This is a genomic window from Roseovarius sp. JB2-10, assembly GCF_055693585.1.
In genome coordinates, this window is the sequence record NZ_CM146337.1 from 3,383,892 (window position 1) to 3,396,784 (window position 12,893).

Annotated in this window: 10 protein-coding genes and 1 pseudogene; 2 read left to right on the forward strand and 9 right to left on the reverse strand. The window is 59.6% G+C overall.

Annotated elements, in window-relative coordinates; genetic code table 11:
* Positions 1-27: 27 nt before the first annotated feature.
* Positions 28-672, reverse strand: coding sequence for a pyrimidine 5'-nucleotidase (locus ACZ1HJ_RS16875; RefSeq protein ID WP_472719799.1), 645 nt, complete (start codon positions 670-672; stop codon positions 28-30).
* Positions 673-780: 108 nt separating this feature from the next.
* On the opposite strand from ACZ1HJ_RS16875, the gene ACZ1HJ_RS16880 reads away from it, so the two are divergent.
* Positions 781-1,425: a GntR family transcriptional regulator gene (locus ACZ1HJ_RS16880; protein ID WP_472719800.1), complete on the forward strand. Its 645-nt coding sequence runs from the start codon at positions 781-783 to the stop codon at positions 1,423-1,425.
* On the opposite strand, the gene ACZ1HJ_RS16885 is transcribed toward ACZ1HJ_RS16880, so the two are convergent.
* Positions 1,366-3,297: a glycosyltransferase gene (locus ACZ1HJ_RS16885; protein WP_472719801.1), complete on the reverse strand. Its 1,932-nt coding sequence runs from the start codon at positions 3,295-3,297 to the stop codon at positions 1,366-1,368. The two genes, ACZ1HJ_RS16880 and ACZ1HJ_RS16885, sit on opposite strands and share 60 nt — an antisense overlap.
* A 101-nt stretch (positions 3,298-3,398) precedes the next feature.
* Positions 3,399-4,544 (reverse strand): glutamine-hydrolyzing carbamoyl-phosphate synthase small subunit, encoded by a 1,146-nt coding sequence (carA, locus tag ACZ1HJ_RS16890; RefSeq protein ID WP_472719802.1) that lies wholly within the window; start codon positions 4,542-4,544, stop codon positions 3,399-3,401.
* Positions 4,545-4,727: 183 nt separating this feature from the next.
* On the opposite strand from carA, the gene ACZ1HJ_RS16895 reads away from it, so the two are divergent.
* The gene (locus ACZ1HJ_RS16895) at positions 4,728-5,186 is read left to right on the forward strand and encodes a GatB/YqeY domain-containing protein (protein WP_472719803.1); all 459 of its coding nucleotides are present in this window, start codon (positions 4,728-4,730) and stop codon (positions 5,184-5,186) included.
* Positions 5,187-5,242: 56 nt separating this feature from the next.
* Here the strand turns inward: ACZ1HJ_RS16895 and ACZ1HJ_RS16900 are convergent, their stop codons facing one another.
* The 6 genes and pseudogenes from ACZ1HJ_RS16900 to ACZ1HJ_RS16925 all read right to left on the reverse strand — a co-directional run bounded on the left by ACZ1HJ_RS16900 (position 5,243) and on the right by ACZ1HJ_RS16925 (position 12,860).
* On the reverse strand, positions 5,243-5,740 hold the full coding sequence (locus ACZ1HJ_RS16900) for a DUF2244 domain-containing protein (protein WP_472719804.1): 498 nt from the start codon (positions 5,738-5,740) through the stop codon (positions 5,243-5,245).
* A gap of 105 nt (positions 5,741-5,845) precedes the next feature.
* Entirely contained in the window at positions 5,846-6,454 is a 609-nt protein-coding gene (locus ACZ1HJ_RS16905) for a cell wall hydrolase (protein ID WP_472719805.1), read from the reverse strand.
* 169 nt (positions 6,455-6,623) lie between these two features.
* Complete coding sequence (locus tag ACZ1HJ_RS16910) at positions 6,624-9,197, reverse strand: putative PEP-binding protein (protein ID WP_472719806.1); 2,574 nt, start codon at positions 9,195-9,197, stop codon at positions 6,624-6,626.
* A gap of 69 nt (positions 9,198-9,266) precedes the next feature.
* Positions 9,267-11,401 (reverse strand): annotated as a pseudogene (gene glyS / locus ACZ1HJ_RS16915) (glycine--tRNA ligase subunit beta).
* Between the two features lie 5 nt (positions 11,402-11,406).
* Positions 11,407-11,934: a DUF6446 family protein gene (locus tag ACZ1HJ_RS16920; protein ID WP_472719807.1), complete on the reverse strand. Its 528-nt coding sequence runs from the start codon at positions 11,932-11,934 to the stop codon at positions 11,407-11,409.
* Positions 11,931-12,860 (reverse strand): glycine--tRNA ligase subunit alpha, encoded by a 930-nt coding sequence (locus tag ACZ1HJ_RS16925; RefSeq protein WP_472719808.1) that lies wholly within the window; start codon positions 12,858-12,860, stop codon positions 11,931-11,933. The genes ACZ1HJ_RS16920 and ACZ1HJ_RS16925 overlap by 4 nt, the downstream gene beginning before the upstream one ends.
* Positions 12,861-12,893 lie beyond the last annotated feature (33 nt).

A 12,893-nucleotide genomic window follows, 5' to 3' on the forward strand; every position in this document is an offset into this window, starting at 1 on the left:
CACGCGCGGTTTCCAAGCGGCAGCCTGTCACAGCAGCCGCTCCAGAAACCCGCTCAGATCATCGGTGTGGTGGTGGACAAACGCATGGTTCTGCGGCTCGGGCGCGACATGCACGGTCCGCATCCCCATCGCATGGGGCGCCTCCAGATTTCGCGGCTCATCTTCGAACATCGCAGCGCGCGCCGGGTCCACCCTGTCGCGGGCAAAAATCCGGTCAAAGGCCTGCCGCTGCGGTTTAGGCAAAAACCCTGCATCTTCAACGCCGTAGACCGCGTCAAACGCCGCCGTCAGTCCGCGCTGCGCGATCACACGTTCGGCATAGGGCGCGCAGCCATTGGTATAGACGATCTTGCGACCGGGCAGCGCATCAATGCGGCTTTTCAGCTCGGCATCAGGCTCCAGATGGTCCAGCGAAATGTCATGTACGGCCACAAGGTAAGGATCAGGATCCAGCCCGTGTTCATTCATCAACCCGGCCAGTGTCGTCCCGTGTTCTTGCCAGTATTTGTCGCGCAGATGATCTGCGCGGTCCCGGTCGACGCCCAATGTATCCATCACATATTGCGTCATCTTCACCTCGATCTGGTCGAAGAGCCGCGCCTGAGGCGGGTAAAGCGTGTTGTCCAGATCAAAAACCCAGGTCTCAACATGTGTGAAATACTGTTTTGGCATGCGCCGCACGTTACGACCGTCCGCGCACTGGTGCAATCACCAAGGCTTGATTGCAGACCCTAAGCGCGGCTAGGGTCACTGAAAGATTTGAACAGGGACATTAATCGAATGAAAACGCCGCAAAAAGATGCCTATACGCTGATCCTGGAAGCGATTGATATGGGCACTTACAAGCCCGGTGACCGTCTGGTCGAAAGCGATCTGGCGGATCAGTTCGGCGTGTCCCGCACCCCCATTCGCGAAGCATTGCAACGGCTGGAGACACAGTCGCTTCTGACCCGCGACGGGCGCAGCCTGATCGTCTCGTCTCTGGATCACAACCAGTTGGCCGAGCTTTACGTGGTGCGGGCCGAGCTCGAAGCGCTGGCCGCTAATCTGGCTGCACGCCATGCGACGGATGAAGAAATCCGCGTATTGCAGGACATGATTGACGATGATCACAAGCTGATTGGCGATCCCACGGCCATGGCACGGGCCAACCGGCGGTTTCACAAGCAAATTCATCTGGCGTCGCATAACCGGTTTTTGGTGCAGCAACTGGGTCTTGTACATCAATCCATGGCGCTGATGGCAACAACGTCACTGGCGGCAACGGGGCGTGGGGAAGACGCGCTCGCGGAGCATCAGTTGATCGTGTCAGCGGTCTCGGAACGCAATCCGGAAGCCGCCGGCGCCGCGCTCAAGGCGCATATTTCAAAGGCGTTCGTGACGCGGCTCAAACTCGATTCCGGCGAAGTCGACGCTGTCGTCTGACGGCGGTGGCGCGACCGCGGCCAGAGACAGCCCATGGGTGGTCTTGTCCCAGAAAAACGGTTTGAGAATAAGCTCATAAATGGCTTTGTAGGCCGCGATGGCGCCCAGTGGCGCATAGAAATGCATGGTCGGTGCCCAGGGCATCAGGTGTTTATGTTTGCGCCCCGAAACGGCGATCAGGTGGATCGCGATGTTGAGCACCTCAACCGTCAGGAAGATGCTGCCGAACACCACCAGTGACGCGCGCGGCAAGACCGCCTCGAGCGGGTGCGAATACCCAAGCAGGACAAGCCAGAAGGACCAGAGAAACGGGGCCAGAACGAACTGCGACAACGCCGTCACGAAATGCGCCTGAAAGCCCCAGAATTTCCAACCGCCAAGCTGTTTATACAGCAGCCGGGGCCGCCGCATATGGACCAGATAGGTGGTCATGTAGCCCTTGAGCCAGCGTGAGCGCTGCTTGATCCACGGCCAGGGTCGGCAATTCGCCTCCTCCTCGGTCACGGTGTTGATCATTTCGGTCTTGTAGCCATGGCGCGCCAGCCGGAAGCCCAAATCGGCGTCTTCAGTCACGTTATGCGCGTCCCATCCTCCGAGTTCTTCCAGAACGTCGCGGCGAAAATAGAGGGTCGTGCCACCAAGCGGGATGGCAAACCCCATCCGCGCCAGGCCCGGTAGCATCACCCGGAACCAGCTTGCATATTCGATGGTAAAGCACCGCGCCAACCAGTTTTGCCGCGGATTGTAATAATCGAGGATGCCCTGCAGGCATACCACATCACGCGGTGCCGTCTGAAATCGGCGCGCCACTTTGGTGATCTGATCCGGATCCGGGGCATCTTCGGCGTCAAAAATGCCAATAATGTCACCCTGACAGAAATCCAGCGCATAATTCATCGCCCGTGGTTTGGTGCGCGGCGAACCATCCGGCACGATCACGGGCCGGATCCATGCCGGAAGATCGATGCCCGCCAGCGTTTTGCGGGTGGTTTCGTCTTCCTCTTCCATCACCAGGATCACGTCGAGCAGGCATTTCGGGTAAGTCAGCCGCGTCAGACGCGCAATCAGCGCATGGGCGATCTCGGTCTCTCGAAAAAGCGGCACCAGAATGGACACTTTTGGCAGGCGTTGCTGGCTGGTGTTAACTTCTTCGTCCTCATCACGGTCTGTGACGCTCGCGACAAAGGCAGATGTTTTTAAGACGGCCGCAACAATAAGTGTAAACGCCGCCCACAAAACGAATCCCCCGAAAACGATGGTCGGGAAGGCCAATGTCAGCCCCGCGAGCAGGGCCAGAAACGACAATGTCATCGCCAGACGTTTGCCGAAAGTGTTGCTCCATGTGCGGCAACTTTCGATCACCGGCACGCGGGCCTGAGCGGCCTCGGTCAGCGGGTCGCGGTGCCGCTTGGCAATGGTTTGCTGGATCGCATCACGCGGACCGATCACCAGTTTGGCACTGGCAACCTCAATCGGCAGGTCCGGGGCCGCCGCGCGAAACGCGTCGGGGTTGTCCACCGCCACATGGGCACGTCCCCGCGCGTCGGAAAACGGTAAAACGCCATTTTTTATGAGGGTTCGGGCATCTGTCGGCACCGAAAGCGGCGTGGTTTGATCCAACTCCTCCGCCGTCAGGGACTGGGTGGTCAGCCGCGAGGCATGCACCTCCAGCAGGTCTTCTTCCGACGCCAGCCCTTCGGCCCGCAAAATACGATCCAACGTGGTATCGCAATGTCGGGCCACCATTTGCGCCAATGCGGCGTCCGATTGCGATATCGCGCCGGCCTGCACAAGATCACTTTCCAGCGAATTATGCGGACCGGCGATCTTCAGTTCCTGCGAGTCCAGCTGACGCAGTTCCGAAATACCCATAGACTACTCCTTACCGACGTCTTCGACGATGAGTTTCGTTCACCTGGGTTAATGATTTGTAAACAATAGGTTAACCGACCGTCAAAAAAGCTGGGTGCGCGTCAGGCCATGGACGCGGCAAAGCGTTCAAAAAGGTAAAAGCTGTCCTGGGGTCCCGGGCTGGCCTCTGGATGGTGCTGAACGGAAAAGACCGGTTTGTCCTTCAGCCGGATGCCACAGTTCGAGCCGTCAAAAAGTGAGACATGCGTTTCCTCGACGCCCTCTGGCAGGGTCTGACTATCGACCGCAAAGCCGTGGTTCATCGATGTGATTTCCACTTTGCCGGTTCCGATTTCCTTGACCGGATGGTTGGCGCCGTGGTGGCCGTGGTTCATTTTGATGGTCTTGGCACCAAGCGCCAAAGCCAGCATCTGATGGCCCAGACAAATACCGAAGACCGGCACATCCCGTGCCAGAATGTCCTGTATCATCGGCACGGCATATTTCCCCGTGGCCGCCGGATCACCGGGGCCGTTGGACAAAAACACGCCGTCGGGCGCATGGGCCAGCACCTCTTCAGCCGTTGAGGTGGCCGGAAGAACCGTCACATCACAGCCCGCACTGGCCAGGCACCGCAGAATGTTGCGCTTGGCCCCGTAATCCAGCGCCACAACCTTGTGCTTGGGCGCTTTCTGTCGGGAATAGCCTTCCGGCCAGGCCCACCGCATCTCATCCCACCGGTAAGATTGCGCACAGGTCACTTCCTTGGCCAGGTCCATCCCTTCCAGACCGGCAAAGGCGCGCGCCTTGGCGACCAGCGCCGCCGCATCAAAATTGCCGTCCGGATCGTGGGCCAGCGCCACATGGGGCGCGCCCTGCTGGCGAATGGCACGGGTCAGGCGACGCGTGTCGATGCCACCAACGGCGATCCGGCCGCGCCGGGCCAGCCAGTCCGACAGGTTTTCCGTTGCCCGCCAACTGCTTGGCTCTGTCGGGTCCCATTTGACGACCATACCATCCGCCACGGGATCCGCGGTTTCATCATCATCAGGGTTAACGCCGGTATTGCCGATATGGGGGAAGGTGAAGGTCACGATCTGGCCCGCATAGGACGGATCGGTCATGATCTCCTGATACCCGGTCATGGCGGTGTTGAAGCACAACTCGGCGGTGGTTTCGCCCGTGGCGCCAAAGCCGCGGCCATAAAACAGCGTCCCATCCGCGAGGGCCAAGCAAGCGGTCGGGTGAGGCAGCGGTTCGTGCGCCATGGCGGAATCTCCGGATGTGCAAATTGTCGCGAAACTACGGATGTGCCCGGCAAGGGTCAAGGCCCAAGATGCCTGTAAACGGACCAGCAAAATAAGGCCTAACGTTGCGTTCGATACGGTTGCCAGCGGTTTAGGATTTGGATAGTGTCATATACTTGTGACCAACCATGGGGATGGAACGGCATGGACATGCGCGAACGCGTAAACACGGCATTGAAACAAGCGATGAAGGACAAGGATTCCGAGCGCTTGACCACGCTGCGGCTGATCAATGCAGCGATCAAAGATCAGGAGATTGCCCTGCGCGGCGGGGACGATGAAACCCAGATCGGTGATGCGGAAATCCTTGCCATCCTCGGCAAGATGACCAAGCAGCGCAACGAAAGCGTGCGGGCCTATGAAGAAGGCGGGCGGCTGGACCTTGCGGAGCGGGAGCGCAGCGAAATCGCGATCATCGGAGAGTTTCTGCCCCGGCAGATGGATGATGAAGAGGTCAAATCGGCCATCGACAAGGCGATCTCTGACATTGGCGCCAGTTCAATCCGCGACATGGGCAAGATCATGGCCGCACTGAAGGAACAATATACCGGTCAGATGGATTTTGGGTCCGTGGGGCCGATGGTCAAAGAAAAGCTCTGCTGACCGCCCTGCCCCGGCCATTGATTGGCGGGGCAGTCACTCCAATAATCAGTGCGCCACTATGAGGCCTGCGCCGGACGCAAGGCATCCGTAATCTCGCCAAACAAGGCTTTGCGTTCATCTTCGGACAAAAACGCCCCGATTTCGACGTCCCGGTCGCCACCTTTCAGCGTCAGGTAATATTCAACCGGCCCGCCCTTGGGATGCATCTCGATGCGGGCCCAATACCGGTTGCATTTCCATGTCTGCTCATCGCCTTTGGGATTGACGCGGATCAGGTGCACGTCGGTCTCGCCTATTGTCAGCTCCTCGCTGATGCGAGCATCACGGTAGGACCGTTCCAGCGCAAACCACACGCCCGCCACTGCCAGCAAAAGAAAGGGCAGCAGCCCCCAGAGCAACACCGTGCCCAGCAACGGGTAAAGCGGGATGGTGATCATCGTGAACGTGCCCAGAATGAACGCCGCAAACCCGCGCCGGGGCAAAGACCGATACGGCCAAAGCATCAACCGCGTGTGCGGCGCAGAATCTGAAGTGGTGGTCCATTCATAGGGCATGACCTGATCTTAGCGCAGCGAACGGCCAATGAAAGCCGGGTGCGCGGAAATGGACCACTGAAATTGTGCTGAAAGGCAGAAACCGCGACCGGTACAGCCCGACCTCTAGTTCAGAGAGACGCGGGTCGGGGCGCGGTAAAAATGGTGCTCACCAATTGATGTGGTGCGAGTGAATTTGCGCGACCACCGCGGGTTGACCGCGCGGGTGTGATAAAACATTGCCCCATCGGTCAATGTGCGCGGCGCACCGTTCACCATGATCTTGGCCACTTTGCCAACCCGCTTGTAGGCGCGCGGCTCATTGATGATCTCTTTGTGGCCATCACAGGTATACGTGAACTGACACGCATATTTCCGACCTGTGCCCTGATTGATCACGGCGCAAACCGTGTCGGGAAAACGCGGGCTGTCGACGCGGTTCAGAATAACCTCTGCGACAGCAAACTGCCCTTTGACGCTTTCGCCGCGGGCTTCGAAGTAAAGTGCTTCCGCCAGACAGGCCCATTCCTGATCACCTTTGACCAGAGGCTGCGCATCCAGCCAATCCCGGGTGTAGCCAATTTCGGTGTCGCGGACATAGGAATACGTTGCCAACCGGGTTTCGGAATAGTGCGACACGCGGGTAACGGACGGATCCGCAAGCGGACCCGACGGTGTATCGGCATAGGCGGCCGAAGACATTGCCACAAAAAGGGCTAAAAAACTTCTCAACATCGACTTCACTCCGTGCACTTTGGGCTTGGCGCCCATTTGGCATTGGAGGCGTTTACTGAAAACAGCCGCTTGCGTCCACCCCGGCGCAGGGGGTTGATCCGTGTGGAGTAATTTTCGGAAAGCATTTATGGCCAAATTATGGCCATTGTTGCGCGAAACGCGGTTTTGGCTACGCGATTTTGCCGATCACGGCCAACTGTGCGGCAGCAAGTCGCGCCACCGGAACGCGGAAAGACGAGCACGAAACATAGTCAAAACCCGCCGCGCGGCAAAACGCGATTGATTCGGGATTGCCGCCATGTTCACCACAAATCGACATCACAACATTCGGATTGGCAGCCCGCGCACGTTCTGATCCCATCTGCAACAACTCGCCCACCCCGTCGATATCCAGCGTATGAAACGGGTCTTCGGGATAGACATCCTGCTGTACGTAGTCAGACATGAACCGCCCCGCATCGTCCCGCGACAGCCCGTAGGCCATTTGCGTCAGATCATTGGTGCCAAAGCTCAAAAACTCGACCAATGGGGCGATGTCACCGGCCCGCAGCGCGGCACGCGGGGTTTCGACCATCACACCCAGCTTGTAGGAAAAGTCCTCACCAGTTTCGTTGCGCACCGCCACGGCGGCGGCATCAATACGGGTTTTGACAATTTCCACCTCGCGGCGCGCTGACACAAGCGGGATCATGATCTCGGGTATAATCGGGTCAGGCCCCTTGGCACTGGCCTCAACGGCGGCTTCGAAAATGGCGCGGGCCTGCATATCGTAGATTTCGGGCACCGTGATCCCGAGCCGCACACCGCGCATCCCCAACATGGGGTTGTATTCGCCCAATGCCTCGACGCGGCGTGTGACCGTCGACAATGGCAGATCAAGCGCTTCGGCAAGCTGCAGGTGACCTGTGCGGTCACTGGGCAGGAATTCGTGCAATGGCGGGTCCAACAGGCGAATGCAAACCGGTTTGCCTTGCATGATCCGGAAGAGCTCGATGAAATCGGCCCGTTGCATCGGCAACAACCGCTCCAGTGCTGCGGCCCGGTCCTCGCCGCTATCGGCAAAGATCATCTCCCGCATGACCGTCAGGCGGTCATCCTCAAAGAACATGTGCTCCGTCCGGCAAAGGCCAATGCCCTGCGCCTTGAACCCGCTGGCCAGATCGGCATCCGCCGGCGTATCGGCATTGGCCCGCACGGCAATGTCACGGATATCGTCGGCCCATGTCATCAACTGCTTGAAACTGTCATCCCGCGTGGATTCCAACAGCGGCGTTTCCCCGGCCAGAACATCGCCATGGGTGCCATCAAGCGTGAGCTTTTCTCCCGCCTTGACCACCCGGCCATCAGGAAAGATCAGTTGTTTCTTGCGCGGCTGGAAGCGGATGTCAGACGCGCCCACCACGCAAGGCAGGCCGATGCCGCGCCCGATCACCGCCGCATGGCTGGTGATCCCGCCGCGTTCCGTCAACACCGCCGCGGCCGCATGCATGCCGCGAATATCTTCGGGGCTGGTCTCCCGGCGCACCAGAATGCACGCCTCGCCGCGCGCGTCATAGGCCTGCGCCTCGGCCGCATCAAACACAACCGCGCCTGTCGCCGCCCCCGGGCTGGCTGCAATCCCGCGCGCCAAAACGTCCCGTTCCGCCTCCGGATCGACCTGACGGTGCAAAAGTTCATTCAGAGCGCGCGGCTCAACCCGCATCAACGCTTCTTCGCGTGGGATGATCCCGTCATTGGCCAGTTCAACCGCAATGGCCACCGCCGCCCTGGCATTGCGCGCCACACGCACCCCGTCCAGCAAATAGACCTTGCCATCTTCAATGGTAAATTCGGCCTGCATTTCTTCGCGCAGACGCGTACGCATCAAATCCGTATGCCGCCGCAATTCTTCAAACGCATCCGGCGCTTCATCCTCAAGCGACGGCCCGCGCGGATCACGGGTCAGATAGATCGCGTCGCCGTTTGCCGTCAGCGCCTCACGGCCCTGCGATTGCTGCAAATACCGCCCGGTGATCTTGCGCTCGCCCGTGTCGCTATTGACCAATTGCATCACGCCAGAGCCACATTGCCCCTTGCCCAGACCCAGGGCTAGCGCCTGCACAACCAGGCCCAACCCCGCATCCGCGGGCGCGCCTTTGGCCTGACGCAGAAGCCGTGCGGTTGTGCCCTCCCACGCCCGCGCCATCGACCGCAGCACTTCAGAGAGTTGCACCGCCGGGTCCTGCGGAAATTCCTCATCGGTTTCGTCTGTATAGGCCCTCAAGGCCTGCCCCACGCCTTCAATCGGATCGTCCGAGACATCATCGAAAATATCCGGGTCCAGACGGGCCACGTGGATCGCATAGGACTGAATAAACCGCAGATAAAGTGCCGAGGCTGGGTATTTGCCGATGGCATCGCTCAGATGCACATAAAGCGCATCATTCATGCCGATGTTCAGAATCGCCCCCGGCCCACCCCAATCCGGGTCTTCCGAGGATGGCCGTACACAGAGCAGCGGCGCATCGCCAAACGGGGCCAGAAGGGCGGCCATATCAGGCAGATCACCTGCCGCAATCCCGTGCACCGCCTTGAACGACAGCGCGACCGTTTGCGGCACCGGCAGATCAAGCCGCACAAGCCGCTGTAGACACTTCGCCCGTCCGCCATGGGTCTCGGCCGCCATCGGCGCGTCTGGCGTGATCAGGGTGATATCTGGGTTGCTTTGCTGCACTGCGGCATCCTCATGCTGTTCGTGCAGCATAGGCGGGATTGGCGACAAGGCAAGCCCAACGTTTTATGGGCGTTGCGCGGTGTGGCGACCGGGTCCCGCCTAGCCTTCGATGCGGGTCAGGTCCGCCGCCTGAAGCCCGATGTGACGAATGCGTGACAACAGATTAAGGCGATTGCGGCGCAGGATGTCATTCTCGGCATTCACCTGTACGCCTTCGAAAAACGCATCAATCGGCGCACGCAGAGCGGCCATCGCGGCCATGGCCCCGGCAAAATCCTCGGCCTTGAGCGCGGTTTCAATCGCCGGCTCACCCGAATCCAGCGCGGCAAAGAGCGCCTTTTCCACATCCGTTTCGGCAAATTTCACATCCGCGCCGTAGGAATATTCGACCCCGTCCTTCTCCTCGGCCTGGGTCAGGATATTGTTGGCCCGCTTGAAGCCCTGCAGGAGGTTCTCGCCGTCATCGGTCTTGAGGAAGTCGCTTAATGCCGTCGCTTTTTGCGCAACTTGGTACAAATCGTAATTCCCGAATGGTCGATCCAAGACATCAGGCGCACCCACGCCTTTAGAGAAAGCAGTAGCTTCGGTTACCAAGTTAGGTGCATGCCAAAAACAAGCCTCAATAACGTCGTGGCGTACCCCTACATTTTTTAGAGCTTGTTCCAACCTTTTTGCTATGAATTCTGCCAAATCATGACGCACAGCCGGTGCCGCGATCTTGCCGACAAGGAACGATTCCAAATCAAACCGCAGCTTGTTTTCTAGAACCAAACGAATAACCCCCAACGCCGCCCGCCGCAGCGCAAACGGATCCTTCGACCCGGTGGGTTTTTCATCAATCGCCCAGAACCCAGTGAGCGTGTCGAGCTTGTCGGCCAGCGCTACAGCGACAGAGACCGGCGCGGTGGGCACGTCATCAGACGGTCCAAGCGGCGAGTAGTGTTCTTCGCAGGCGGCGGCCACTTCCGCGGGCAAACCGGCGGCCTCGGCATAATAGCGGCCCATCAACCCCTGCAATTCAGGGAATTCATAGACCATCTCAGAACTGAGATCGGCCTTGGCCACCTTTGCGGCCTGCTCGGCCAGATCAGGGTCGGCGCCGACCACGGGGGCGATTTCCCGCGCCAATGCGGCGATGCGATCAATCCGTTCGGCCTGTGAGCCCAGTTTGTTGTGGAACGTGACATTGGCAAGGCTCTCGGTCCACGTCTCCATGCCCGATTTCGCCGTGCGCAGGTCATTCTCCCAAAAGAACTTCGCATCCGCCAGCCGGGCCGACAGCACCTTCTGGTTCCCCGCAAGAATGGTTGCGCCATTATCGGCAGTTTCAACATTGGCCACGGTGATGAACCGCTCGATCCGGCCACTCTTGGGGTTGCGCACCGAGAAAAACTTCTGGTGCTCTTTCATTGAGGTTTGCAGCACCTCAGGCGGCAGGTCGAGGAAATCCTCATCAATCGTGCCCATCAGTACCACGGGCCATTCGACCAGCCCGGAGACCTCCGCCAAAAGCCCCTTGTCCTCAACCACTTCCAGACCGGCGGCAAAAGCCTGATTGGTGGCATCCTGCCAGATCGCCTGCGCCCGCTCCGCCGGGTCCAACACCACGTGGGCGCGCTTTAACTTTGCCTGATAATCTTCGAAAGACGCTACAGAAAATGCATCTGGCAACATAAACCGATGACCCCACGTCGTGTTGCCCGCCGTTATGCCATCGACCTCCAGCGTCACAGCCTCAGCCTCGCCCGCGTCATCCGTCAGGATACACAAGATCGAGTGCAGCGGGCGCACCCAACGCAGGCTACCCGCCCCCAGCGCATGGATTTGGGCCAGGGGAAATTGCGGATCACCGCTTCCAGCACCTCGGCCACGATCTCCGCTGCCGGGCGGCCCGGTTTGGTGATGGTGGCAAAATAAACCTGGCCCTTTTTCTCATCGCGCACTTCTAGGTCGTCGCGCGTTACTCCTGCCCCGCGCAGGAACCCTTCGATGGCCTTTTCCGGCGCATCGGTGCGCGGACCCTTACGCTCTTCGGTAACCGTCGGGCTCTCGGCCAGCAGGCCCTGAACCGTCAGCGTCAACCGGCGCGGTGTCGAAAACGCCGCCGCCCCAGCATAGGTCAGCCCCGCCTCCACCAGCCCGTCGGTCATGCGCGCTTGCAGATCCTGCGCCGCGCGCGCCTGCATGCGGGCGGGGATTTCTTCGGAAAAGAGTTCGATCAGAAGATCAGGCATGGTGGTTAGTACCCATTCGGTGGTTCGGGGCAATGATCCGGTGCGCGGTTGCCATCAAAGACAACTTCGCCGCATTCGTTGATCTGGTGCCAGGCATATCCTTTGCCGTCATCGGTGACGGCCACAATCCGGTCGATGCCATAGATCACGTCCTTTTGGCCCAGAAAGGCCAGTGCCGTGCCGTCCTCAAGCGCGGCACCCAGCGCTTCGGCGTCGAAACAGTCAAACCAGTCCGGCGCTGTCAGCGGTTCGGCCTTGTCATAAAGCTCATAGGTTTCGGTCAGCATCACCGTCGTCATGGTGGTGGTGAAACAGGCGCGGTAGCGAATGGGGGAGCTGGTGGCGTCAATCGCGCGGAACCCGTCATAAAGCACCGGTTCGGGCGCGCCCGTGACCACAGACACCATCTGCACGTCATCGGTGCCGGTGGCGGTCACCTCTTCGTAGAAGTGATAGACCTGCAAATAATACATGGCCACACCGGCCACCAATGCCGTTATCAAGATCGCCCCCGCTAGGATTTTGCCGGTCACGCCGCGACGCCCCCGGCCTCGGTTTGCACAAACGCATCGGCGCATTTCTTGGCCAACGCCCGGACACGACCGATATAGGCCTGACGCTCAGTGACCGAGATCACCCCGCGCGCGTCCAGCAGGTTGAAGATGTGGCTGGCCTTGATGCATTGATCATAGGCGGGCAAGGCCATGACGATACGGCGCCCGGTCTTGGGGTCATCTTCGGGCTGCGACAGGATGCGGTCACATTCAGCCTCGGCATCCAGGAAATGCTGCAACAACATATCCGTGTCGGCCACGTCGAAATTCCAGCGGGCATATTGCGCCTCAGCCTCGCGGAACACATCACCATAGGTCAGCGGAATGGGCGCGCCGGGATCGTTGAAGGGCATTTCGTTGCCGTCATCATAGCCCAGAACATACATCGCCAACCGTTCCAGCCCGTAAGTCAACTCGCCCGAAACCGGATGGCAATCATGCCCGCCAACCTGCTGGAAATAGGTGAACTGGCTCACCTCCATCCCGTCGCACCAGACCTCCCAACCAAGGCCCCAAGCGCCCAAGGTGGGGCTTTCCCAGTCATCTTCGACAAACCGGATATCATGCAGATCCATGTCGATCCCAATTGCCCGCAGCGAGCCGAGGTAGATTTCCTGCAGGTCGGGCGGGCTGGGTTTGATCAGCACCTGATACTGGTAATAATGCTGCCAGCGGTTGGGGCTGTCACCATAGCGCCCGTCGGTTGGACGGCGCGACGGCTGGACATAGGCCGCAGCCCAGGGTTTGGACCCCAAAGAGCGCAGCGTTGTCGCCGGATGGAATGTGCCCGCGCCCACTTCCATGTCGTAAGGCTGCATCACGGCACAGCCCTGCGCGGCCCAGTAGGCCTGAAGCCGCAAAATGATCTCTTGGAAACTGCGTGGTGTGTCGCTGGTCTCGGCCATGGCTGTCCCTTGGGCATTAACCCTGAAATTGCC

Excerpts from the sequence above, each read along its gene's own strand:
- carA (WP_472719802.1), bottom strand. The coding sequence starts at position 4,544 with ATGGCGCACGAACCGCTGCCTCACCCGACCGCTTGCTTGGCCCTCGCG.
- ACZ1HJ_RS16895 (WP_472719803.1), top strand. The coding sequence starts at position 4,728 with ATGGACATGCGCGAACGCGTAAACACGGCATTGAAACAAGCGATGAAG.
- ACZ1HJ_RS16900 (WP_472719804.1), bottom strand. The coding sequence starts at position 5,740 with ATGCCCTATGAATGGACCACCACTTCAGATTCTGCGCCGCACACGCGG.
- ACZ1HJ_RS16925 (WP_472719808.1), bottom strand. The coding sequence starts at position 12,860 with ATGGCCGAGACCAGCGACACACCACGCAGTTTCCAAGAGATCATTTTG.
- ACZ1HJ_RS16875 (WP_472719799.1), bottom strand. The coding sequence starts at position 672 with ATGCCAAAACAGTATTTCACACATGTTGAGACCTGGGTTTTTGATCTG.
- ACZ1HJ_RS16885 (WP_472719801.1), bottom strand. The coding sequence starts at position 3,297 with ATGGGTATTTCGGAACTGCGTCAGCTGGACTCGCAGGAACTGAAGATC.
- ACZ1HJ_RS16910 (WP_472719806.1), bottom strand. The coding sequence starts at position 9,197 with ATGCTGCACGAACAGCATGAGGATGCCGCAGTGCAGCAAAGCAACCCA.
- ACZ1HJ_RS16880 (WP_472719800.1), top strand. The coding sequence starts at position 781 with ATGAAAACGCCGCAAAAAGATGCCTATACGCTGATCCTGGAAGCGATT.
- ACZ1HJ_RS16905 (WP_472719805.1), bottom strand. The coding sequence starts at position 6,454 with ATGTTGAGAAGTTTTTTAGCCCTTTTTGTGGCAATGTCTTCGGCCGCC.